Here is a 23236-nt window from a genome sequence, read left to right on the forward strand (position 1 = left end):
CATCATGAACGCACTTTTCCACGCCAACCTGGGCATCACCGATTTCTGGACCTTTTTATTGGGGACGATCTTCATCGTCATCCTGCCCGGTCCCAATTCCATGTATGTGCTGTCGGTCGCCGCCCAGCGCGGCGTGCGACCGGCCTACCAGGGCGCCTTCGGCATCTTCGCCGGCGATCTGATATTGATGGTGCTGTCGGCCTGCGGCGTGGCCTCGCTGCTGAAAGCCAGCCCGGCCCTGTTCTACGTGGTGAAATACATCGGCGCGGCTTACCTGGGCTGGATCGGCCTGCAGATGCTGGTCCAATGCTGGCGCAAGCTGCGCGCGCCAAGCTCCGTCGACGGTGAAGCGGCAGCGGCGCCAAGCCCCGTCAAGGAAAGCGATCCATTCCGCAAGGCGCTGATCATCAGCCTGATGAACCCGAAGGCGATCCTGTTCTTCATCTCGTTCTTCATCCAGTTCGTCGATCCTGCCTTCCCGAACCCGGTACTGTCCTTCATCGGCCTGGGCCTGATCTGCCAGGTGATCAGCTTTACCTACTTGACGGCCATCATCTTTGTCGGCGCGCGCCTGGCCGAGACCTTCCGCCGCCGTCGCCGCCTCTCGGCCGGCATGGGTGGCGGCGTGGGCGCCATGTTCATCGGCTTTGGCGCGAAGCTCGCCACGGCCACACTGTAAGGAATTCCCGTGAACGAACTTGCGCTGCGCCAGCGCTGCCATACCGTCCTGCCAGGCCACCGCCAGCCCACGCCAGCGGCCACCTTCGCCGCCATGGCCGCCTGGTGCGACGCCAACCATGTTGCGCACGACACCTATGGCGAAGGCGCGCTGATCGAACAGTTCGAGAACAAGATCGCCAGCCTGCTCGGTTTCGAGGCGGCCGTGTTCTGCATCACGGGCACCATGACGCAAGTGACGGCCCTGCGCCTGGCCTGCCAGGACCGGGGTTCGCCCCTGGTGGCGCTGCACCCAACCTCACACATCCTGCGCCACGAGCGGGGCAACCATGAATTGCTCGAGCACTTCAAGGGCTTGATGCTCGGCGACCCGCACCGCCCGTGGACGGTGGACGACTTGCGCGCCGTGCCCGATGCGCTGGGCGCCGCGCAGGTCGAGCTGCCGATGCGGGAAATCGGCGGCCAGTGCCCATCGTGGGATGAGTTGAATGACATCAAGCGGCACTGCCGCGAGCACAACATCCATTTGCACATGGATGGCGCGCGCCTGTGGGAAGCACAAGCCGGTTTCGGCCGATCCCTGCCCGCCATCTGCGATGGCTTTGATTCCGTGTACGTGTCGCTGTACAAGGGCATCGGCGGCCTCGGTGGCGCCGTGCTGGCCGGCAGCCGCCCGTTCGTCGAGCGGGCGCGCGAGTGGTTCCGCCGCCAGGGCGGCAATATCGTGCACCGCACGCCGTACGTGGTAGCCGCCGCCATGCAGTTCGACGCGCGCCTGGCCGCCATGCCGCAGTATTTTGCACGTACACAGTGGCTGTACGCGCTGCTGCGCGACTTCCCGTCGATTGCCGTCAATCCCGCCCAGCCGCAAGCCAACATGCTGCACCTGCACCTGCCCGTCTCGCGCGAACGGGCCATCGCCATCCGCAATCAGCTGGCCGAAGACCACGGCATCTGGCTATTCGGCCGCGCCAGCCATGCAGCGCTTCCCGGGCACAGCGTGGTAGAATGGTATGTGGGAGATCAGTTGCTGGAACTGCCGGACGACACCGTGCGGCTGGCATTGACCTTGCTGGATCAGGCGATGCGCGGCACGGCATAATCGGCGCAAGCCGGCAGCGCCACAGTCGCGACACCCCAAAAAAAAAGCGCCCGAAGGCGCTTTTTTCATTTCATGGCGGCCGGGTTGGCCGCCACTACCTGCTTAGAACTTGTAGTTGTAAGCGAGACCGATCAACTGCATGCGGGTCTTGAACAGGCCCTTGGTGGTTTCACCGTTGCCGGTGCAGCCAGGGGTCACCGGCGAGCAGTCATTCTTGTAGTTGACAGTGGCATCCTTGAAGTCGATGAAGCTGTAAGCCAGGTCGAGCGAGGAATTGGCGTTCAGCTTCCAGTTCGCGCCGATCGAGTACTGCATGCGGTCGCTGTCCGGCAGCGCTGGATGACGCAGCTCGGCGCTGCGCACTGGCGCCTGGTCATGCGCGATACCGGCGCGCAGCAACAGGTTTTCGCTGTACTTGTAGTTGGTGCCCAGCGACACGCGGTAGGTGTTCTTCCACTGCTGGCGGATGCGCTCCGGGCCTTCGGCCGTCGGCGGGAACTGGATGTCCAGGTTCTGCAGGCGCGAAGTGCGCGTCCAGGTAACGTCGCCCATCAGGGCCCAACGATCATCCATCTGATGGAAGGCGTTGACCGACAGGGTTTCCGGCGTGCGCACTTCGACCAGCGCCTTGGAATTGACCTTGTTCGATGCCTTGGCGATGAAGGCATTCACGGCGGCGTTGTCCGACACTTGCGAGAAGTCCCAGATCGTGTCGCCTTTCAGCTTGTGCGAAATCGACGAACGGTAGGAAATGCCGAAACGCGTGCCTTCATTCATCTGGTACAGGTAGCCCAGGTTGAAGCCGAAGCCCCAGTCATCGCCATCCATCGAGGCATGGCCATCCTTGGCGCCCTTCAGTGCGGCGCCGGCAGCCTGCGCGGCGGCCAGGCCCTGCGTCTTGGCGATATTGGCCAGGAAGGCTTGCGACGCGGCTGGCGCGTGCTGGGCCAGGAAGGCCACGGAACCCGGCACGTCGACTGCCTGGCCCAGTTCCGCCTTCATGTGTTCAGCGGTGACGCCGAAACCGAAGGAGTGGTGTTCATTGACCTTGAAGGAAACGGAAGGATTCAGGGCGATGGCTTCGAGCTTGATGTTGGTGATCGCATAGCGGCCGCTCCAGTCATTGCCGTAATCGAGCTTGGCGCCGTATGGCACGAACAGGCCCATGCCGACAGTCCATTGATCATTGACCTTCTTGCTGGCATACAGGGCTGGCGCAAAGACGGCGTCCGGCGCATAGTCCTTGGTCGTGCCGCCCGGCGTGCGGCCGGTAAACGTCCTCGAACCCGTGTCTTCATAGGTCGAATGCGGTACCACCAGGGTGCCGCCGCCCATGAACTGCGTGCCTTCCAGGCGCGACAAACCGGCCGGGTTGTAGAAAATGGTCGATGCATCGGCCGCTTCGGCGCCGCTGGCATCGGCCGTGCCCTGGGCGGAAACACTTTGCGAACCGAAACGGTAGCCCGATGCTTGTGCGGTGGAGGAAATGCCGGCGAATGCGGCAACGATCAGGAGGGGCAGATATTTATGTTTCAAGTTAGTCTCTCTTTATTATATGAAATTGTCTTCGGCACACTATCGCGGGCATATCCAGCTGCCCCGTCTTGCACTTTTCTTGCCGCCGTGAACTCCAATTCACTGACGGCATGAGCGAAGCATATAATATTTTTTAGAAAAAAGCGAACGTTCGCTCTTTTTATGAAACGGCGTTGTTTTTCCTGCGCATACGACCTTCTACAGTGCCAGCGCAGGGGCTGGAAGCGGTATCAGAAAGCGCTGATGCATCAGCGACAGCATCTGTTCCGCCGGCACGGGGCGCGAGATGAAATAGCCCTGTACCTCGTTGCATTGCAGGGTGCGCAGGATGTCGAGCTGCTCGCGCGTCTCCACCCCTTCAGCCACCACGCTCATGCCCAGCGCATGCGCCATCGACAGGATGGCGCGCACGAACACTTCGCCCTGCTCCGAGCGGCCCAGCTCCATGGTGAAGGCGCGGTCGATCTTCAAGCCATCCATGGCGAACTTCTGCAGCTGCGACAGCGAGGAATAGCCCGTGCCGAAATCGTCGACCAGCAGGCGCACGCCCAGCGCGCGGATGGCGGACAGCTGCTCCACGGCGCGGTTCTGTTCATCCATCATGGCCGATTCCGTGATTTCCACCTCGATCAGCCGCGCATCGATGCGGTGGCGCGTCAGGGCCGAGGCCAGGACCTGGTGCACGTCGCCGCGGCCGAACTGGCGCGCCGATACGTTGATGGACACGGGCACCAGTTCCAGTCCGCTGGCTTGCCAGCGTGCCATCTGCAGGCACACCTTTTCGATGACGACTTCGCCCAGCTGCGAAATCAGGCCGCTGCTCTCGGCCACGGGGATGAATTCCAGCGGCGGCACCATGCCATGCTGCGGATGGTGCCAGCGGACCAGCGCCTCCATGCTGCACAGCTGCCCGCTCATGGCGTCGACCCGCGGCTGGTAGACGACGAGGAACTGATCCTGCTCCAGCGCCGCCACCAGGCTTTGCTCCAGCTCGCGGCGGTTGCGGATGGTTTCAAACAGTTCCGGCTGGAAGAAACGGTGATGGCCCTTGCCCGCCACCTTGACGGCATACATGGCGATATCGGCGTTCTTCAGCAGTACTTCCGTCTCGGCGCCATCGCGCGGATACAGGCTGATGCCGATCGACGCACCCATCTTGTGGCGCTCGCTGCCCAGGTAAAACGGTTCATCGAAGGCGATGGCGATGCGCTGCGCCACCTGCTCGGCGCGGCTGTCGTCCTCCACCGGGTCGAGCACGACGACGAATTCGTCGCCGCCCAGGCGCACCACGTGATCGCCGGGCCGCAGCACGGCCTTCAGGCGCAGCGAGGCGGCGCGCAGCACCTTGTCGCCCTCGGCGTGGCCCTGCGTGTCGTTGATATCCTTGAAGCCGTCCAGGTCGATGAACAGCAGCGCCAGCATGTGCCGCGCGATGGCGGCGCGGCCCAAGGCCCCGGGCAGGAATTGCTGCAGCCAGTAGCGGTTGGGCAAGCCCGTCAAGCCATCTTCATTGGCCAGGCGGCGCAGGTCGCGCTCGTGCTCCTTGGCCGTGCTGATGTCTTGCAGCGTGACGGCCAGGCGGTCGCCGCTGCGCACCAGGCGCCGGCGTATCCAGCGCAGCTTGAAGGGGTTGCCTTCCGGCAGCTCGATCTCTTCCTCGGAAAAGCCGGAGACCATGGCGGCCCGGTAATTATGGATCAGGTCGCGGAAATACGGCTCGTGGGCGCGCGATTGCAGGCGCATGCCCAGCAACTGTTCGCGGCGCACGCCAAAGTAGCCGGCGCCCGGCTCGTTGCAGTCGACGATCTCGAAGTCGAGGATGCTGCCATCCGTGCCGCGCAGGGCGGCAATGATATAGAAGCCGTCGCTCGTGCCTTCGGTGGCCATGCGGTAGGCATTGCGCACGCCTTCGGACTGGTGGTGGCGCCACGCCAGGCGCAGCGACAGCACGGTGGCGACGGCGGCAAAGGCCAGCAGCAGCAAGGTGACGGCAAAGGCGATGCCGATATATATCGTGCGCGTTTCCTCGTAGGGATGCAGCATTTCGCCGTCCGACAGTCCGACCACGGCCGTAAACGGATAGGCTTTCAGCGCCTGCCAGCCCACGTAGCGGCTTTGCTGGTCGGAAAAAGCGATCCTGCCGCCCGAATGCAGGGCACCGCTCTCCGTTTCCAGGAAGCTGGTGTCGAGAAACGGCGTGTCCTCGCCGCTCGGGGGCGGCAACACGCGCGAGCCAAGGCGCGTGCTGAACAGCTCACCCTCCTCGCCCACCATGGCCGACATGCCGAACTTGCCAAAACTGACGCTGTTGTAGAATTCGGAAAAATAGCTGGAATGGATGGAGATCAGCAGCACGCCGTCAAAATTGCCATCCTCGTCTTCCAGCCGGCGCGTGAAATGCACGAGGCTTTCATCGGCGCCCGGCACGGCCGCCTCGCTGGCCGCATTGGCCCTCCCGAGCGCGATGCGCAGCGCACTGGAATTGCTGCGCCAGTGGCGCAACAGGAAATCGCTGCGCTCGTTGACCCGCAGGCGCTGCAACGGCGCCGTTGCCGTCACGGCGTGGCCCTTGCGGTCGAGGATGGCGACGATGGCAAATTGCGGCAAGGCATACATGCCCTGCGTCTTCAATTGGTCGAGACGCAGCTGGCCGCGCGAATTTTCCCACTCGTATTTGAGCTGCAAGGTCAGCTGGTCCATCTGTTCCAGGGTGCGCAGCAGATACTGGCCATACGCTTTCGACAAGGAAGACACGCTGTCGAGCGCCTGCTGCTGCGCCACCTTCTTTTCCGCCTCCAGCTGCAGCAAGGTGGCCGTCCACAGCACGGCGCACAGGATCAGCCCCAGCAAGGGCCAGGCCAGGATCAGGCGCAGGTTGGCCTTGAGAAAATCGGCCCTGCTCATCTCCACCACGGCGGCGTTATTATTATTTACAAATTGTCGCAAGAACATGGTGCAGCATCTGCCGTTTCTGTGTATTTCTTCAAGGACACACAAATTACCACAGAGTCATGTTTGCAGGTAAGACAGCAGCGTAATTATGTGTGCGGGCCGCAGCCCGCCTGTCGCGCCTGCGTTACAATCACCATCCTTACCGTTGGAGAAATACATGCAGCAATATCAAGATTTGATCAAGACCGTGCTCGAAACGGGCAGCTGGCAAGACAACCGCACAGGCATCCGCACCCTGAGCGTGCCGGGCGCCATGATGCGTTTCGACTTGGCCAACGGCAATTTCCCTGCCGTGACGACCAAGAAACTGGCTTTCAAATCCGTGATCGGCGAATTGTGCGCCTTCCTGCGCGCCTCGCGCAACGCGGCCGAGTTCCGCGCACTGGGCTGTAAAGTCTGGGACCAGAACGCCAATGAAAATGCGCAATGGCTGGCCAACCCCTACCGCGAAGGCGAGGATGACCTGGGTCCCGTGTACGGCGTGCAATGGCGCCAATGGCCCGCGTATAAACTGCTGGACGCTGACCAGCCGGCACAGATCGCCGATGCGCAAGCGAACGGTTTCACCCTGATCGCCCCCATCGCCGAAAACGGCGTGCAGAAAGTGCTGCTGTACAAGGCCGTCGACCAGTTGCGCGAATGCCTGGACACCATCATGCACAACCCCGGCAGCCGCCGCATCCTGTTCCACGGCTGGAACCCGGCCGTGCTGGACGCCGTCGCCCTGCCCGCCTGCCATTTGCTGTACCAGTTCATCCCGAACGCCAGCACGCGCGAAATCTCGCTGTGTTTATATGTGCGCAGCAACGACATCGGCCTGGGCACGCCGTTCAACATCGCCGAAGGCGCGGCCCTGCTGCACCTGGTGGCGCGCCTGACGGGTTACACGCCGCGCTGGTTCACGTATTTCATCGGCGACGCGCACATCTATGAAAACCACCTCGACATGGTGGAAGAACAGCTCAAGCGCACACCGTTCCCGGCGCCGCGTTTCGTCATTTCCGACCGCGTGCCCGACTACGCCAGGACGGGAAAATACGAGCCGGAATGGCTGGAAAAAATCGAGCCATCGGATTTCTCGCTGGAAGGCTATGAACACCACGCGCCCATCAAGGCCGCGATGGCCGTCTGATGGCGGTCGCACCGCTGGCAGCTCTGCACCGCAAGCTGTTTGATGAAACCGACGGAAACAAGTTCGCCCGCCTGAAGGACAGGCTGCTGAAAAAGCATGCTGCCGACGAGCGGCAAGCCGTGCTCGCCATCCTGATCGCCTACGCCAGGGACGGCCAGCTGCTGCACTGGCGCGCCTTCCTGATGACGGATATCGTCGCCCTGGCCGAGCCGGGCGAATACGGCGATTTTTTCAGCTGGAGCCTCGATATGGACGGCCTCGCCTACTGGGGCGTGGATGGCATGCTCAAAAGCATGGGCAAGGCGGCGTATGCTCCGCTCGTGGCCCTGGCCACTGCGGAAAATGCCAAGCTGAGCGTGCGCGCCAAGGCCGTCAAAAGCCTGGCCGTGTTCAGCCGCCAGCCTTTCGATGCGGGGTTGGCTTACGATCCCGGCCACTGGAAGGCAGAACAGCTACGGCTGGCCGACGTGCTGGCCTGGCAGCGCGACGCTTATCCGGATGGCGCAGGCCATGCCGTGCCCGCCACCCACGCGTCGCTCGAGGAGCCGCGCACACCGCTGGAAAAAGCCGCATCCAGGCTGGAGAAAAAGCTGGCCGCCAGTCGCAAGAAGGAGCAGGACCTGGCGCAGCCATCGAACTGGCTGACCATCGCCAGTGCCGCCGACATGGCCGGCATCGCGCAGCGCTGGGCCTTGCCGGAGCACTACCGGCGCTTCCTGGCTTGCCATTCGCCGCTGCGGGTGTTTATCGACAGCCGGCAGTATTTCCAGGGTTTGAGCCTGTATGGCGCGGCCGGGCTCATCAAGGCCCAGCACGGTTACGCCTGGAATCCCGTCAGCAGTGAAGCCATCACCGGCTGGCCGGAGCAGTACCTGGTGATCGCCGATGCGGGCGCCGATCCGTATTGCCTGGACCTGGGCGCCGTCGCCGATGGCGATGCCCCCGTGTATCGCGCCGAACATGGCTTGGGCACATGGCGCTTCGAGCGCCATGCGGACAGTTTCATCGACTTCCTGAACGAGATCGCGACAGCGGCCTAGCCTGCTTCGCCTCCCGGACCGCCCGGGCCCGGGCCCGGGCCGGGGCCGCCTGGGCCGCGTCCGCCCGGCGGGCCGAAACGCGGTTCGCGCTCGCCCTCTTTCGCCGCCGACGTGGCGCCGCCCAGGCGGTACGACAGCCCCACATAAATCATGCGTCCATCGAAGCGCCGCGTGCTCGTCTCGCGCAGGGAAGCGCTGTTGATGACGGTTTCCATCTTGTTGCTGCTAAACACATCGGTCACATTCATGACCAGGCTCAGCTGCGGCGTCACCGTATGGCGCCAGCTCACATTCAAGGTGTTGTTCGGCGAGCGGTAGCCCTGCCCCGACAGCATCTTGCCTTGCATTTGCAGGGCCAGCTGCAGCTGGTTGGCGGGATTGACCTGGTAATTGAGGCGCGCGCGGCCGCTCAGGGCATTCGCCGTGCGCGTGCTGCGGTTGCCCAGGTCGTCCGAACTCGTCTGCTGGCTGCGCGCCAGGTTGCCGCTCGTGTTCAGGGTCAGCGATGGCGTCAGCTTGCCGCTGACGCTGAATTCCAGGCCGCTCGAATGGCTGCCTTCGCCGTTTTCGCGCGTCGTCAAGAGCACATTGTCGCTGATAAAGTAACGGTAATCGACGATGGCGTCCGTGTCGCGCCGGTGGTAGGCGCGCAAGCTGCTTTCCAGGCCCGCGATCTTCGTTTCATAACCGATCTCGAACGAGTCCGTCTGCGTGGGTTTCAGCTTGGGATTGCCGGCCGACACATTGAACTCGTCGCGGTAGACCACGTAAGGATTCAGGTCGCCCGCATTCGGACGGCGGATGCGGTGCGCATAGCTGAAGCGCAGGTTGCTCTCGTCGCTGACCTTATAGGTAGCGAACAGGCTGGGAATATAGTTGACGTAGTTGTTGCTGGCCTCGATGCCGCTGGTGATCTGGCGCACGTTCAAGTCCGTGTATTCGGCGCGCAAGCCGGCCAGCGCGCCCCAGCGCTCGGTCAGGCGCATCTGGTAGGAGCCGTACAGCGCGATGGTGCGCTCGTCGAGCTCGAAACGGTTGCTGCGCATGGGGTTGACAGTCTCCAGCAGGCTGCCCGGGTTGATGTCCGTATACAAGGTATCGAAACTGCTCTTGTTGTCGGCCACCTTGTAGCCCAGCTTGGCCGTGCCGCCCGCCAGCGGCCGCTCGTAGTCGCCGCTGAAGTCGACGATGCGGTTGCCCGTCTCGCTGTGCTGGCGCGCGCGGCTGTCGAAGGCATTCACGGGCGTCACCGCGTAGGTATTGGCGTAATCGCTGTCGCTCTCGTTGGTCGACGACGAAACGCGCAAGTCGATCTTCAGCGATTCTCCCGGCAACTCTCCCTTGTGGTCGTAGCGCGCGCCCCAGCTGTAGTTGCGGCTGTCGCCGTTGCGCACGGTGCTGCGCACATAGTCGCCGATGGTGCTGCCCGTGCTGTCGCCATTGATGTAGCGGTCGAGCGAGCGCTGGTCGTTGCTGCGCCCGTTATACGACACGCTGGCGGCCAGGGTGTCGTTGGCGTTCAGGTTGTAATTCACGGTGCCGTGCAAGCCCAGCGAATCATTCAAGCCATTGTTGCTGGACTGCTGGCTGCTGGGGGCGAATGCCCCCGTGTCGCGCTCCAGGCGCTCGCGGCTGACCTCGCCCACGGAATTGCGGCCGTCGTGGCGCACATTGATGCCGCCCTGGTAGCCCCACGGCCCTTCGTTGTAGGTGCCGGACACGGCACTGTTGTAGCGCCCCGCGATGCCCGCATTTGCGTTGACGGTGGCAAAGCCGCCCGGCTTGCGGTTACGCCGCATCACCAGGTTCAGGATCGGGCCGCCACCGGCTTCGTTGCCGAACTGGGCGCCGGGATTGTTGATCACTTCCACGGACTCGATATCGTCGGCCGCCATGGCGTTCAGGGTGGCGCCGCGCGAATCACCCTGCAACATGGCTGACGGCTTGCCATCAATCAATATCTGCACATTGCTGCTGCCGCGCAGGGAAACGCTGCCATCGGGGTCGACGGCCACCGACGGCACATTGTTCAGGGCATCGGCCGCCGTGCCGTTGCTGCTGCCCACGTCGGACTTGACGTCGTAGACTTGCCGGTCGATGCGGCCCGTGGGACGCTCGGCCGTCACGCTGACGGAAGGCGGTGCATCAATGGCGGGCGCCTTGGCCGGCGCCGGCTTGACGACGGCGTCGCCGGTGGCCGCGGCCTGTGCCTGAGCGGAAACATTGGCAGACAGCAGGCTGCCGCCAGCCAGGCAACAGAGAACAATTTTATGCATGAAATAAATAGCCCAGAAACTGTGAGGCGCAACGCAAACGCGTGGCAACCGGGAATCGAATGCCATGATTCTAGGGGCCAACGCATAGCCAAACAATTGCAATTTACTTCAATTTACAAATCTCTTGCGCTTGTGGCATTACAGCCTCACACCTTGGAGAGCAGCTAGGTCAGCAGGCCATTGCTACGTGCCAGTTTCAGCCAGCCCGGATACTCCGTCATCAGCAAGTCATACAGTTCCTCATCGCTGTGCTCGTCGGGCGAGCTGACGGAAAAGTAATTGGCATTGTCGACCAGGCGTCCCTGCAATTCGTCGAGCTTTTCCAAAAAGGGAAAGTCGGAATCGGCAAAGGCGGCGAGGAACTTGCTTTTCGATTTGCGCCCTTTGCCGATGCCCATGAATTGCCAGAAGATCGGTTCATTGCTGGCCCAGCGCAATTGTTTCTCCGTCGTCGCCTGGTCGCTGGTGCCGCCATCGGTGACGAACATGACGTACACGGGCAATTCCGCCGCGACGGGGCGCGTGCGCTCGCCGCCGGCCGCGTCTGGGAAGTAAAACGCACGGATCGCCTGCATGGCGGCGCCATAGCGCGTGTCGCCTTCCAGCGGGTGGCGGATGATCGCCCGCCCCACATAGGTGTTGCAGTTGCTCAAGTCCATGGGTGCCGGATGATGGACGTTCTTGCCGAACAGGAAAACATCGATCTCGCCATCGTCGTCGAACTTGCAGCCCAGGGCCAGGATGCGTTCGGCAAAGCGCTGCACCAGCCCCTCTATATACAGCCGGCCCATGGAACCGGAAATATCCAGGCACAGGCAGACCTTGGCGCGGTGGTCAAGCAAGCCCACTTTTTGCAGCGACACGCCCGCCTGCTTGACCAGGCTGACCAGCTGCGGCGCTTCGCGTTCCACGCGCTTTTCCAGGTTGATCTTCGCCTGCATGACGGCAGACGCCGCCGCAGGGCTAGCAAGAGCGGCAGGCGCGGCCTGGTCGACTTCGCCGCCGAAGTGGCGCACCAGGGAGTCGAGCCCCCCATTGAAACCTTGCCCCACGGCCATGCAGCGCCAGCCGCCATCCTTGCGGTACAGTTCGGCCAGCATGACGGCTTTTTCTTGCGCGAAATCACTGCCCGCGAAGGCAAAGCGGGCCAGCTCGCGTCCGCCCGCCAGCAGGCGCACGTGGCCAGATTGCAGCTGCGACATCACGCCGCTGCCATCGATGGATGCCGTCACGACAAGGCGGTCTATGCTGGCCGGCAAGCGCGCCAGTTGCAGGGCAAATTCGGTCATGTCGCCAGCGCTGCCCGAACGCGCTTCCACGCCGCCGCATGGCGTGCGCGGCTGGTTGAAAAAGGTCATGTAGCGCTCGTCGGACAGTTTGCCGTTGGCATCGAGGCCGAAACAGGCCACGTCGAGCGCCAGCCCCTGTGCGGCCACGCCCACCTGCAGCACGCCGTCGGGAACGAGATTGGCCAGCGGCAAGCGCTGTCCTTTGGACAAGGTTTCCATCAGTGTCTCCTAGGCGATGTAGCGGCGCGGATTGTCCGCATTGAAATCATCTTCGTCTTCCTTGTCCTCGCCCTTGAAGACGACGGGACCATTGAAGGCCAGCTGCAGGTTCTCGCCCTGCCAGCTCAGCCACGGCGTCGCTTCGCTGCCCGGCTCCGACGTCTTGCCTGACGGCTCCAGAATGATGCTGTCGGGTGTGATGCGCGCCATACCGATCACATAGGTGTAGACGGAATCGTCGTCGGCCGCCTTGGAAAGGCGGAAATCGAACGCGCACTCGACGATCTGCTGGCCATATTGCATGACCATCTTCGGCCGCATGGAAGCGACGGAAACGGCGCCATTGGCCAGCGCCGAATACACGCTGAAGACAAGCCCTACCGTGCCGCCGTAATGCTGCGCCAAGGCGGGATTGACTTCCACGGTTTCCGTGGCGGGCTCCTTGCCCGATGCGCCCGCCACGTCGCCCAGGTGGCGCACGAAGGGCATGGCGCCAAAGTTGCCGGGCGTATCGGGAGCCTGGATGAAGCGCATCTGGCCATTCGGCAAGAGGATGCCGACCCGCAAATCAAGGTCGTCGTTGTCGTCGTCGCCATCGCCGTTATCGACCCAGGTAGCCTTGACGGTAAGTTTGCCCGGCGCGCCGGCGCCCTTTTCCAGCGACACCTTGTGCGTCTGGCCTGCCTTGGTCAGCGAGATTTTCGACAGGGAAATCTTGGGTGATGGCACCGTTTCCGCTACCGCCTGCGCCACTTCGCCGCCGAAATGCGCGACCAGCGCGTCCAGCCCGCCATTGAAACCCTGGCCCACGGCCATGAAACGCCAGCCGCCGTCCTTGCGGTAGAACTCGCCCAGCATGACGGCTTTTTCCTGCGCAAAATCAGATCCTGCATAGGTGTAGCGGGCCAGCTCGCGCCCGCCGTCGAGCAAGCGCAGGTAGCCGCTGCCCAGCTGCGCCATGGTGGCCGCGCCATCGATGGCGGCCGTGACGACCAGGCGCTCGATGGAGGATGGCAAACGCTCCAGCTGGTAGCTGAAACCGGCCGCATCGCCGGACGGCGCCACGGTTTCCACGCCACCGCACGGCGTGCGCGGCTGGTTGAAGAAAGTCATGTAGCGGTCGTCGGACAGCTTGCCGTTGGCATCGAGGCCGAAACAGGCAAAGTCCAGCGGCACGCCGGCGCTGGCGAGGCCCAGTTGCACGACATTGCCCGTGACGAGGCCGGACAGCGCCAGGCGCTGCCCCTTGATCAGGTTTTCCATGCGATTATTTATTCAGGTGTGGGAGCTTCGGACAAGGGCTCAAGGCAAGGCCCGTCGTCCGAAGACAGTACGAATGTACAGTCAGTCCATGGCGGAGCAACGCCGCCATGGACTGACGTTCTGGGTTCTATACAAAGCTAAAAGAGCTTCGGACAACGGTTCAGGGCAAGGCGCGTCACCGAAGACAGTACGAATAGTACGGCGAGGTGACGCAACGCGGCCATGGGCCGTTTTCCGGAGCTCTTAAGCGTTGATGCCAAAGGAACGTGCAAGTGGGCCCAGGCCGCCTTTGAAACCCTGGCCGATGGCCTTGAATTTCCATTCGCTGCCGGCGCGGTAGATTTCGCCGAAGATCATGGCCGCTTCCGTCGAGCCGTCTTCCGACAGGTCGTAGCGGGCGATTTCCGCGCCATTGTCGCCATTCAGGCAGCGGATGTAGGCCTTGCCGACCATGCCGAAGTTCTGCTTGCGGTTTTCCGCGTCGTGGATGGTGACGGCCACGGCAATCTTGTCGATATCGGCAGGCACGTTGGCCAGGTCGACGGCAACTTTCTCGTCATCGCCATCGCCGCCGCCCGTGGTGTTGTCGCCCGCGTGGACGATGGAGCCGTCAGCCGACTTCAGGTTGTTATAGAAAATGAAATCGGCATCGGAGCGGGCCTTGCCATCCGTTTTCAGCAGGAAGGCGCTGCCGTCCAGATCAAATGCGGCGCCATCGGTGGCGCGCGGGTCCCAGCCCAGGCCAATCACGATTTTCTTCAAGCCAGGAGCTTCCTTGCTCAGGTTGACATTGCCGCCTTTTTGCAAACTGATCGCCATGGTAATTCCTCTTTAATGTGGGGGTTGCATTCGGTGTTTCAGGTCACGTCGCCAGCTTACCGGCTTGATGAGCCATGAGCCTACCATAAAGTTACTGCTTGCCAGCCGCGCACTATTGAAAATAATGCCATGCGGAAAAGACCGTGCCGCTGCCCCAATGCGCAAAATGACGGATAATGCCGCTCGACAAAAATTTTTACCATCCTGACCCCAGGCTTGTCCTTGAACAATACCAAGATACGACTCGACTGTATTCCCGGCACCCTGTGCGACGAGCGCCTGTGGTCGCGCCTGGCGCCTGCCCTGGGCGACGCCTTTGATCTGCAGCACGTGCCCCTGCACCAGGCGCGCACGCGCCCGCAGATGCAGCAGATGATCGCCAGCCACAGCGCTCCTCAAGCCCATCTGGTAGGCTTTTCGCTGGGCGCCTACCTGGCGCTCGAACACGCGCTGGCGCACCCGCAACGCGTCCAGTCCCTCACTTTGATCGCCAATTCCGCCAAAGGTTTGCTCCCGGCGGAGGTTGAAGCGCGCCAGCGCATCGTCGCCATGCTCGAGCGCAATGCCTATGCGGGCATCACGCGCCAGCGCCTGCGCGAACTGCTGCACCCGTCGCACTTGGAAGACACCGGCATCACGGGCCTGATCCGGCAGATGGGGCTGGACCTGGGCAAGGACGTGCTGCTGGCGCAATTCATCACCACCATCGCCCGCCCCGACCTGATGGCGCGCTTGCCGGAACTCGGTTTTCCCGTGCTGATCGTGGGTGCCGAAGAGGACAAGCTCGTCGATCCCGACGACCTGCGCGCCATGGCGGCCCGCCTGCCGCAAGCCACCCTGCACCTGCTGAAAGACAACACCGGTCACATGATTCCGCTGGAAGCACCAGGCGCGCTGGCCGACGCCATGCGTGCGCATCTGGAGACCGCCGGCAATTTCAACGATAATGGCGGGCATCGGGCCTCGCCCCCACCTTTTTCACAGAACCAATGAGCTTACTGACCATCATCGTCGCCACCGACCAGCAAGGCGGCATCGGCATCGACAACACCCTGCCGTGGAAACTGCCGGAAGACCTCGCGCATTTCAAGCGTCTGACGACGGGCCATCCCATCCTCATGGGCCGCAAGACCTTCGATTCCATCGGCCGTCCGCTGCCGAACCGCCGCAACATCGTCATCACGCGCAATCCGGACTGGCGCCATGAGGGCGTGGAAGCGGTGTCGTCGCTGGAAGCGGCCATCGCGCTGCTGGACGGCGCCGAAGGCTATGTCATCGGCGGCGCGGAAATCTACCAGCAGTCGCTGGCACTGGCACAGCGTTTGATCATCACGGAAATCGGCCAGACGTTTGACTGCGATGCCTTTTTCCCCGCCGTTGATCATGCCGTGTGGCAAGAAACCGCGCGCGAAGCGCATATTTCGGAGAAATCCGGCCTGCCTTACGCCTTTGTCACGCTGCAACGCAAAGCCTGATAAGGTTATATTGACTAGCAGAATGTTGCTGTAATACCCCTGTCACACCCATGCGTCACGCTAGCGCACGCTTGTGACGCTTTGCTACGATATTTTTTTCCCGCAGACGCCGCATTTCTGCGAGAATCCCGTTCTTATTTTTTTTCTGCGGCTGCCGGGTTGCACTACCGCCTGACCGTCGCGCCCTAGTCCGCCCCTTCACATATGTCAGGGGCGGCTTGCTTTTTTGGAGACATGCATGAAATTTCGTTTCCCTATCGTCATCATTGACGAGGATTTCCGTTCTGAAAATACGTCCGGCCTGGGCATTCGCGCCCTTGCCGCCGCAATGGAAAAAGAAGGCATGGAAGTGCTGGGCGTGACCAGCTACGGCGATTTGTCGCAATTTGCCCAGCAACAATCGCGCGCGTCAGCCTTCGTGCTGTCGATCGACGATGAAGAATTCGGCGCCGGTTCCATCGAGGAAACCGATCACGCCTTGAAATCGCTGCGCGCCTTCGTCGAGGAAATCCGCTACAAGAACGCCGATATCCCTATTTATCTGTACGGCGAAACGCGCACCTCGCGCCATATCCCCAACGATATCCTGCGCGAACTGCATGGTTTTATCCACATGTTCGAAGATACGCCGGAATTCGTCGCGCGCCACATCATCCGCGAAGCGAAATCCTACCTGGACGGCCTGTCGCCGCCATTCTTCCGCGCACTGGTGCACTACGCCAACGACGGTTCCTACTCATGGCACTGCCCCGGCCACTCGGGCGGCGTGGCGTTCCTGAAGTCGCCGATCGGCCAGATGTTCCACCAGTTCTTCGGTGAAAACATGCTGCGCGCCGACGTCTGCAACGCCGTCGAGGAACTGGGCCAGCTGCTCGACCATACGGGCCCTGTCGCCGCGTCCGAACGCAATGCCGCGCGCATCTTCAATGCCGACCATTGCTATTTCGTCACCAACGGTACCTCGACCTCGAACAAGATGGTGTGGCACTCGACCGTGGCGCCGGGCGACATCGTCGTCGTCGACCGCAACTGCCACAAGTCGATCTTGCACTCGATCATTATGTGCGGCGCGATTCCCGTATTCCTGATGCCGACGCGTAACCACCTGGGCATCATCGGCCCTATCCCGCTGCATGAGTTCACGCCGGAAAGCATTGCCCGCAAGATCGAGGCCAATCCGTTCGCGCGCGAAGCGAAGAACAAGAAGCCGCGCATCCTGACCATCACGCAATCGACCTACGATGGCGTGATCTACAACGTGGAAACCCTGCGCGAAATGCTGGACGGCAAGATCGACACCCTGCACTTCGATGAAGCGTGGCTGCCGCACGCCACCTTCCACGATTTCTACAAGAATATGCACGCCATCGGCAAGGACCGTCCGCGCGCCAAGGAATCGATGATCTTCTCGACCCAGTCCACGCACAAATTGCTGGCCGGCCTGTCGCAGGCCTCGCAAATCCTCGTGCGCGAATCGGACACGGTCAAGCTGGACCAGGATGCCTTCAACGAGGCTTACCTGATGCACACCTCGACGTCGCCGCAGTATTCCATCATCGCTTCGTGCGACGTGGCCGCGGCCATGATGGAAGCGCCGGGCGGCACGGCACTGGTGGAAGAATCGATCATGGAAGCGCTCGATTTCCGCCGCGCCATGAAGAAGATCGACCAGGAGTGGGGCCAGGACTGGTGGTTCCAGGTGTGGGGTCCGGCCAGCTTCAACGACGAAGGCATGGGCCAGCAGGAAGACTGGATGATACGCGCCGAGGATGACTGGCACGGCTTCGGCGACCTGGCTCCCGGCTTCAACATGCTCGACCCGATCAAGGCAACCATCGTCAACCCGGGCCTGTCGCTGGATGGCCAGTTCGGCGACACGGGCATCCCCGCATCCATCGTCACCAAATACCTGGCCGAGCACGGCGTCATCATTGAAAAATGCGGCCTGTACTCGTTCTTCATCATGTTTACCATCGGTATCACCAAGGGCCGCTGGAATACCCTGCTGACCGCGTTGCAGCAGTTCAAGGACGACTACGACAAGAACCAGCCGATGTGGCGCATCCTGCCGGAATTTGCGGCGGCCAACCCACGCTACGAAAAAATGGGCTTGCGCGACCTGTGCCAGCAGATCCATGATTTCTACAAGGCTTACGACGTGGCCCGTTTGACGACGGAAATGTATCTGTCGGACATGATCCCGGCCATGAAGCCGTCGGATGCCTTCGCCAAGATGGCGCACCGCGAAATCGAGCGCGTGGCCATCGACGAACTGGAAGGCCGCATCACGTCCATCCTGCTGACGCCGTACCCGCCGGGTATTCCGCTCTTGATCCCGGGCGAACGCTTCAACAAGACCATCGTCGACTACCTGCGCTTCGCACGCGACTTCAACGAGCGCTTCCCCGGCTTCGAGACGGATGTGCATGGCCTCGTGAAACGCGAAGTCGATGGCAAACGCGGCTACTTCGTCGATTGCGTCAAACTGGATGATTAATGACGGCACATCCAATCTCGCTTGGCGCGCTTTGCGGCCGGCGATGCTCACCGTACTGGAGTACGGTTGCGCTTCTCGGCCACAAATCACTGCCGCTCGCTACGATTGGATGAACCGTCTTGACGTTCGTTAAAAACGGTTAATTCTGACGTTTGTTGAACGCCATTCATTCACGCCACCTTTCAGGTGGCGTTTTTCATTTCAGGCCAGCGCGCACGCTTGCGCCAGATCAAACGGCTCGGGTATCGGGCTCCTAAGATGGGCGACTCGTGCCCTTGTGATGGCTGGCTTATGACGCTCAAGGTGTGGCTGGAAATCATGCAGCAGGCGGCGGCTGGCAGTGGCGCCTTGCTGATGACGGCCTTGAAGCAGGCTCAGGTAACTGTAGCCCGGCGGCACGATGGCGAGGAAGACGGCGCGGGCATCGTGCTGTTTGCCGAGACCGATAAGGCCCTGCTGCAAGCGCTGCCGGCGCTGTGCGGCCATGCCCGCGTGCTGGCCATTGCCACCTGCGGCCGCCCTCCCAGCTGCGCGCAACAGCGGGCCCTGATGGCGGCAGGCGCGCTCGATGTGCTGCTGTGGCCTGGCGGCGCCGTCGATGCGGGCCAGGTGCTGGCGCGCCTGCAGCGCTGGCAAGCCGTGGCGCAGATGCTGGCGTCCGGCGCCGTGCGCCAGCATCTGGTGGGCGACAGCGCGGCCTGGACCGCCTTGCTGCACCAGGTAGTGGAAATGGCCGCCTTCAGCCAGGCGTCGATGCTGATCACGGGCGAGACGGGCACGGGCAAGGATTTACTGGCGCAACTGATCCACCGCCTCGGCAACTGCAGAGGCGACTTCACCATCCTCGACTGCACCACCCTGTCGCCGGAACTGGCCGGCAGCGAACTGTTCGGCCATGAACGGGGCGCGTTTACGGGCGCGGCGGCTGCGCGCGACGGCGCTTTTGCCCTCGCCGACGGCGGCGTGCTCTTCCTCGATGAGGTGGGCGAACTGCCGCTGCTCCTGCAGGCGCAGCTGCTGCGCGCCATCCAGGAGCGCAAATACAAGCGCGTGGGCGGCAATACCTGGCAGCCGACGCAATTCAGGCTCGTCTGCGCCACCAACCGCGAACTGGAAGGCGAGGTGGCGCGCGGCGCCTTCCGCGCCGACCTGTATTACCGCATCGCCGGCTGGCGCTGCCAGATACCGCCCTTGCGCGAACGTCAGGACGACATCCTGCCGCTGGCCCGCCATTTCCTCGCTGAACTGGCCCAGCGGCCGCCGCCCCCGCTGGACGCCGCCGTGCGCGAATACCTGCTGCTGCGCGACTATCCGGGCAATGTGCGCGAACTGCGCCAGACCGTCACGCACATCTGGCACCGCCATTGCGGCCCCGGCCCCATCACCATCGGCGCCCTGCCCCCGGAAGAACGGCTGCTGGCGCCGCACTGGCCCGACCAGCACTTCGAAGCGGCCGTGCGGCGGGCCCTGGCCCAGGGCTGCACGCTGTCGCACATCACACGCTGCGCCACCGACATGGCCATCCGCCTCGTGCTGGCCGATGAGCGCGGCAACAACCAGCGCGCCGCCGCCCGCCTTGGGGTGACCGACCGCGCCCTGCAGCTACGCCGCAAGGCGGCCACCACCACCACTGTCGCGGCAGCGCCGGTCACGCCAGCCGCACGGTAAGCCGCGTCACGCTAGCCCCGCCAGCCGCAAAAAATTGCCACCCGTGATCAGCGCCATATCCTGCGGCGGCAAGTCCAGCAACTGAATCTTGTGCAATTCCAGCCCCGGATGCAGCCAGGGACCATCTGAACCGAACAAGACCTTGTGCGGTCCCGCGCGGCGCACGGCCTGCTGCAGCAAGTCGAAACGCCGCACGCCCGAGCTGTCCGTATGGATGTTGCGGTGGCGCACCAGATGGTCGATCAGCGCCAGCTGCGCGGCCCAGTCGTCGCCAAAGCTGCCCAGGTGGGGCAGGATGAAATCGACGTCGGGATACTGCTGCGCCAGCAGCTCGGCCACGGCCACCTCGCCGGCCGGGTCGTACAGCACGGGCAAGCCGAAGAAACGGGCCGCCTCGCACACTTCGCCGCTGATGCGCGCGTCCAACCGGTGCGCCTTGACGCCGACAAAGCCGTACCGCTCGACGGCCGTGCGCACCAGGTCCATGATGCGGCCCCGGTCGCGCTGCGCATGCACGAAGGCAAAGCCGTAGAAACGCTGCGGATCGGACGACACCAGGCGCGCCACGCCATGGTTGGCGCTGGCGTAATCGGAGTGGAAGGTGGCGAACAGCACGCTGCGGGCGATGCTGGCCGCCTGCGCGCGGCGCAGGTAGGCTTGCAGCGGCGCATCGCTGTCCCACGGCCCGCTCAAGCCGTCGCCCGGTCCCGCATGGCAGTGGCAATCGATGATCATCTTGTCGCGCTATTGCCAGTCGCCCATGACGACGATGCGGTTGCCGCGCCGGCGCCAGCGCCCGCTCTCCTCCTCGCTCTGCGGCGCGGCCGAACGAAAATGCGGCAGTTGCTGATGCAGGGCCCGCGTCAGCGCGCTTTCCACGGCGCGCGCGCTGCCGTCGCCGTCGGCAGCCAGGCGCGCCGCCTGCCCCGCGATGCGCACGAAGCGGCGCGCCAGCTCCAGTTCGCGGTCGGCCGGCGCCTCGGCCTCCATTTCCAGTTCAAGCGCGTTGCTGGCGGCGCGCCCCAGGGCCGAGCCGAGCGCCGTGCCCACGCCCGGTATCGGGATCATCGAGCCCAGCGCGCCGCCGACAAAGGGCAAGGCCGTCTTGGCCACGGCCTTCAAGGCGCCACCCAAGGGCTTGGCCACCTTGGCAATGGTCGAGCCCACCTTCTTGACTCCCTTCCACACGCTCTTGAAGACATTGCCGAGAAACTGTTCCAGCTCCGCTTCGCTGGACACTTCCAGCAATTCCATGGCCAGCTGCAGTTCTTCCTCTTCGCTGAAGACGGCCGGCGCGCGGCCCTTGCCGGACCAGTCCTGGCCGAACTCCAGTACTTCAAACGCAGCGCCGGCCCGCTGCCGGCATTGCGCGCATTCGCATTCGAGTTGGTGCATGATGTTCTCCTTCGCAGTCGTCAAAGCGCTGTCGTCAGCCCCACATTTCACCCAGTACGGCCAGTTCCAGTTCGCGCCGCTGGTTCGTCAGCACGCCGCGCTGGTTGGCAAACATGTCGTCGTGGATGCGCTGTTCGATCCGGCGCCGCTGCGCCGCCGAAGACAGGGGCGCCACATACACCTGGTGCGCGCTCACGTCGACGGCCAACATCTGGCCGCACAGCCGGTGCTGCAGCAAACGCCGGTGCAGATCGTCCGTCTGGCCGCTGTAGGCACGGCGCCTTCCGCCCGCATCGAACTCGATGACGTACAGGCCCGGCCCCCGGCCATTCGCGTCGCGCAAGGCATCGGCGAGCGTCCCCAGCGCCTGGTAGCGCAGGGCGGCCGCTTCCGGCACCCGGCCCATGGTGCCGGCCAGCGTTGGCGGGACTTCGCTCTGCTGCTGGTCGTCGTCCTGCCCCTGATCCTGGTCCGTATCCACTCCCTGGTCCGGCCCCTGCTGGTCGCCAAAGGCCGGTTCCGCCACAGGATAAGCCGCCGGATAAATGGTAGGGTAGATGGGCGCATAGCCGCCCCAGCCCCGGTAGCGCGGCGGCAGATAGGGCATGGGCCGGGGAGCAAAGCGGGGCAGACGGCGGCCCTGCCCCTGGTAGCGCGGCGGCGCGGGACGGCGCGCGCCTCGCAGCGGCGGCCTTGCACGCAGGCCGCCTCGCCCGCCGCCAGGACGCATGCGCTCCTCCTCCCATTCCCCCTCTTCCTCCCCTTGCCACTCCTGCGACCACTCTTGCGACCATTCCTGTTCGCCGGCCGCCCCTGGCTGACCCGCAAAGGGCAGTATTTCAAACGCTTCGTTCATATCGCCTCCTGATGTGATGTTCAAGCAAGCCCATCGCCTGCTCCAGTTGCCGCGGCGTCTGGTCGGCCCGCAGCAAGAAAGTCAGCGCGCCGGGACCGTCTCCCGCTTGCGCCAGCGCCAGCACGCCCGCCGCGCGCAAGGCTTGCCGCAAATGGGCGCGGCCGGGCAAACGCTGCACGGGGAAGCTGCCACCGCGGCAGGCAATGCCGGCCGCCGCCATCCCTGTCCGCCATTGCGCCACCCTGTCCGCCAGCCTGGCGCGCAGGGCGTCGCCATGGCGGGCATTGAGCGCCAGCGCGCGCCGCGCCGCCGCCAGCACGGCTGCCGAAGGCGGGCTGGCATGCACGCGCGTCTGGCTGTGCGCCGCGAAGCGCCGCAGCAGCTTGCGGCTGCCGGCCAACACGGCCAGCGGCACGCCAAATCCCTTGGCCAGCGAGGCGCCGACGATCACGTGGCCGCCGCCCTTGTCGTAGCCGCCCGGCAAGCCATGCAGCCGCACCGAGCCGCCACCGGCCGTGCCCGCCACGCCCAGCACCTGCGTATCGTCCAGCAGCAGGTAACCGCCTCCCTGGCATGCGAGGGCCGCATAGCCGGCCAGCGGCAAGACCTGTTCGCTGCCCGGCACATAGCCATCGGCCAGGATCAGGGGGCGCCGCCCTTGCCTGCCCCACGCCGCCGCCAGCTGCCGCAACGCCGCCATCTCGCCGCTGGGAAACAAGCGCAAGGGCAAACCCAGCGCCTGCGCCCGCTCGGCGCCCCAGCGCGCGATGGCGTAGCTGCCGCCATCGACGAGGATCACCAGGCGCTCGCCAGCCAGCATGCCGAACAGGTCCCAGAACAAGTGCAAGGTCGACGGCAGCACGCAGGCCGCCTCGCAGCCTTGCAGCGCAGCCAGGCTTGCTGCCAGGGCCTGCGCGCCGGGCGGCTCCTGCAACGCGGCCGGCTTGCCCAGGCTCAAGCTGCTCCACGGCGCCAGCGCGGCCGCCGGATGGCGCATGCCCAGGTAGAGGGCGCTGGTAAAGTCGAGCATGCACCCGCC

18 protein-coding genes are annotated in these 23236 nt (G+C 63.7%); 8 read left to right on the top strand and 10 right to left on the bottom strand.

Annotated elements, in window-relative coordinates; all coding sequences use genetic code 11:
- Positions 1–4 precede the first annotated feature (4 nt).
- Positions 5–679 (top strand): leucine efflux protein LeuE, encoded by a 675-nt coding sequence (leuE, locus tag CSQ91_RS08760; RefSeq protein WP_099388001.1) that lies wholly within the window; start codon positions 5–7, stop codon positions 677–679.
- Positions 680–688: 9 nt separating this feature from the next.
- Complete coding sequence (locus tag CSQ91_RS08765) at positions 689–1780, top strand: threonine aldolase family protein (RefSeq protein WP_099388002.1); 1092 nt, start codon at positions 689–691, stop codon at positions 1778–1780.
- A 102-nt stretch (positions 1781–1882) separates the two neighbouring features.
- Here CSQ91_RS08765 and CSQ91_RS08770 read toward each other — a convergent pair whose 3' ends face one another.
- Complete coding sequence (locus CSQ91_RS08770) at positions 1883–3316, bottom strand: OmpP1/FadL family transporter (RefSeq protein WP_034784427.1); 1434 nt, start codon at positions 3314–3316, stop codon at positions 1883–1885.
- Positions 3317–3514: 198 nt separating this feature from the next.
- Entirely contained in the window at positions 3515–6268 is a 2754-nt protein-coding gene (locus tag CSQ91_RS08775) for a bifunctional diguanylate cyclase/phosphodiesterase (RefSeq protein WP_099388003.1), read from the bottom strand.
- Between the two features lie 157 nt (positions 6269–6425).
- Between CSQ91_RS08775 and CSQ91_RS08780 the strand changes: the two genes are divergently transcribed.
- Positions 6426–7400 (top strand): thymidylate synthase, encoded by a 975-nt coding sequence (locus CSQ91_RS08780; RefSeq protein ID WP_099388004.1) that lies wholly within the window; start codon positions 6426–6428, stop codon positions 7398–7400.
- Entirely contained in the window at positions 7400–8440 is a 1041-nt protein-coding gene (locus CSQ91_RS08785; protein ID WP_099388005.1) for an SMI1/KNR4 family protein, read from the top strand. Before CSQ91_RS08780 ends, CSQ91_RS08785 begins: the two co-directional genes overlap by 1 nt.
- Here the strand turns inward: CSQ91_RS08785 and CSQ91_RS08790 are convergent.
- The 4 genes from CSQ91_RS08790 to CSQ91_RS08805 all read right to left on the bottom strand — a co-directional run bounded on the left by CSQ91_RS08790 (position 8437) and on the right by CSQ91_RS08805 (position 14306).
- Positions 8437–10716, bottom strand: a complete 2280-nt coding sequence (locus CSQ91_RS08790) for an outer membrane beta-barrel family protein (protein WP_099388006.1) — start codon at positions 10714–10716, stop codon at positions 8437–8439. The genes CSQ91_RS08785 and CSQ91_RS08790 overlap by 4 nt on opposite strands.
- Positions 10717–10880: 164 nt before the next feature.
- Positions 10881–12224: a VWA domain-containing protein gene (locus CSQ91_RS08795; RefSeq protein ID WP_099388007.1), complete on the bottom strand. Its 1344-nt coding sequence runs from the start codon at positions 12222–12224 to the stop codon at positions 10881–10883.
- Between the two features lie 9 nt (positions 12225–12233).
- Positions 12234–13487: a TerD family protein gene (locus tag CSQ91_RS08800; protein WP_099388008.1), complete on the bottom strand. Its 1254-nt coding sequence runs from the start codon at positions 13485–13487 to the stop codon at positions 12234–12236.
- Positions 13488–13730: 243 nt separating this feature from the next.
- Positions 13731–14306 (bottom strand): TerD family protein, encoded by a 576-nt coding sequence (locus tag CSQ91_RS08805; RefSeq protein WP_034784423.1) that lies wholly within the window; start codon positions 14304–14306, stop codon positions 13731–13733.
- A gap of 222 nt (positions 14307–14528) precedes the next feature.
- Here CSQ91_RS08805 and CSQ91_RS08810 point away from each other — a divergent pair, with 222 nt between their 5' ends.
- The 4 genes from CSQ91_RS08810 (at position 14529) to CSQ91_RS08825 (ending at position 19946) form a co-directional block, all read left to right on the top strand.
- Positions 14529–15299, top strand: coding sequence for an alpha/beta fold hydrolase (locus CSQ91_RS08810; RefSeq protein WP_099388625.1), 771 nt, complete (start codon positions 14529–14531; stop codon positions 15297–15299).
- Positions 15296–15781, top strand: coding sequence for a dihydrofolate reductase (locus CSQ91_RS08815; protein WP_099388009.1), 486 nt, complete (start codon positions 15296–15298; stop codon positions 15779–15781). The genes CSQ91_RS08810 and CSQ91_RS08815 overlap by 4 nt, the downstream gene beginning before the upstream one ends.
- 238 nt (positions 15782–16019) lie before the next feature.
- Positions 16020–18278 carry an arginine/lysine/ornithine decarboxylase gene (locus CSQ91_RS08820; RefSeq protein ID WP_034784421.1) on the top strand — a complete coding sequence of 753 codons (2259 nt, stop codon included), beginning with the start codon at positions 16020–16022 and terminating at the stop codon, positions 18276–18278.
- Between the two features lie 291 nt (positions 18279–18569).
- Positions 18570–19946 (top strand): sigma-54-dependent transcriptional regulator, encoded by a 1377-nt coding sequence (locus CSQ91_RS08825; RefSeq protein WP_099388010.1) that lies wholly within the window; start codon positions 18570–18572, stop codon positions 19944–19946.
- 6 nt (positions 19947–19952) lie between these two features.
- On the opposite strand, the gene CSQ91_RS08830 is transcribed toward CSQ91_RS08825, so the two are convergent.
- From CSQ91_RS08830 to CSQ91_RS08845, 4 genes are read right to left on the bottom strand one after another with little or no spacing between them, the layout of a single operon-like run.
- On the bottom strand, positions 19953–20681 hold the full coding sequence (locus tag CSQ91_RS08830) for an amidohydrolase family protein (protein ID WP_099388011.1): 729 nt from the start codon (positions 20679–20681) through the stop codon (positions 19953–19955).
- A gap of 9 nt (positions 20682–20690) precedes the next feature.
- Positions 20691–21341, bottom strand: coding sequence for a hypothetical protein (locus CSQ91_RS08835; RefSeq protein ID WP_052140303.1), 651 nt, complete (start codon positions 21339–21341; stop codon positions 20691–20693).
- Between the two features lie 34 nt (positions 21342–21375).
- Complete coding sequence (locus CSQ91_RS08840) at positions 21376–22197, bottom strand: GIY-YIG nuclease family protein (RefSeq protein ID WP_143450986.1); 822 nt, start codon at positions 22195–22197, stop codon at positions 21376–21378.
- Positions 22181–23227: an aminotransferase class I/II-fold pyridoxal phosphate-dependent enzyme gene (locus tag CSQ91_RS08845; RefSeq protein WP_099388013.1), complete on the bottom strand. Its 1047-nt coding sequence runs from the start codon at positions 23225–23227 to the stop codon at positions 22181–22183. Before CSQ91_RS08845 ends, CSQ91_RS08840 begins: the two co-directional genes overlap by 17 nt.
- Positions 23228–23236: the final 9 nt, after the last annotated feature.

The organism is Janthinobacterium sp. BJB301 (assembly GCF_002735685.1).
In the GTDB taxonomy this organism is placed as follows: Bacteria; Pseudomonadota; Gammaproteobacteria; order Burkholderiales; family Burkholderiaceae_D; genus Janthinobacterium; species Janthinobacterium lividum.

Excerpts from the sequence above, each read along its gene's own strand:
- CSQ91_RS08815 (WP_099388009.1), top strand. The coding sequence starts at position 15,296 with ATGAGCTTACTGACCATCATCGTCGCCACCGACCAGCAAGGCGGCATC.
- CSQ91_RS08835 (WP_052140303.1), bottom strand. The coding sequence starts at position 21,341 with ATGCACCAACTCGAATGCGAATGCGCGCAATGCCGGCAGCGGGCCGGC.
- CSQ91_RS08800 (WP_099388008.1), bottom strand. The coding sequence starts at position 13,487 with ATGGAAAACCTGATCAAGGGGCAGCGCCTGGCGCTGTCCGGCCTCGTC.
- CSQ91_RS08790 (WP_099388006.1), bottom strand. The coding sequence starts at position 10,716 with ATGCATAAAATTGTTCTCTGTTGCCTGGCTGGCGGCAGCCTGCTGTCT.
- CSQ91_RS08805 (WP_034784423.1), bottom strand. The coding sequence starts at position 14,306 with ATGGCGATCAGTTTGCAAAAAGGCGGCAATGTCAACCTGAGCAAGGAA.
- CSQ91_RS08825 (WP_099388010.1), top strand. The coding sequence starts at position 18,570 with ATGACGCTCAAGGTGTGGCTGGAAATCATGCAGCAGGCGGCGGCTGGC.
- CSQ91_RS08820 (WP_034784421.1), top strand. The coding sequence starts at position 16,020 with ATGAAATTTCGTTTCCCTATCGTCATCATTGACGAGGATTTCCGTTCT.
- CSQ91_RS08780 (WP_099388004.1), top strand. The coding sequence starts at position 6,426 with ATGCAGCAATATCAAGATTTGATCAAGACCGTGCTCGAAACGGGCAGC.
- CSQ91_RS08775 (WP_099388003.1), bottom strand. The coding sequence starts at position 6,268 with ATGTTCTTGCGACAATTTGTAAATAATAATAACGCCGCCGTGGTGGAG.
- leuE (WP_099388001.1), top strand. The coding sequence starts at position 5 with ATGAACGCACTTTTCCACGCCAACCTGGGCATCACCGATTTCTGGACC.
- CSQ91_RS08795 (WP_099388007.1), bottom strand. The coding sequence starts at position 12,224 with ATGGAAACCTTGTCCAAAGGACAGCGCTTGCCGCTGGCCAATCTCGTT.
- CSQ91_RS08840 (WP_143450986.1), bottom strand. The coding sequence starts at position 22,197 with ATGAACGAAGCGTTTGAAATACTGCCCTTTGCGGGTCAGCCAGGGGCG.
- CSQ91_RS08845 (WP_099388013.1), bottom strand. The coding sequence starts at position 23,227 with ATGCTCGACTTTACCAGCGCCCTCTACCTGGGCATGCGCCATCCGGCG.
- CSQ91_RS08830 (WP_099388011.1), bottom strand. The coding sequence starts at position 20,681 with ATGATCATCGATTGCCACTGCCATGCGGGACCGGGCGACGGCTTGAGC.
- CSQ91_RS08785 (WP_099388005.1), top strand. The coding sequence starts at position 7,400 with ATGGCGGTCGCACCGCTGGCAGCTCTGCACCGCAAGCTGTTTGATGAA.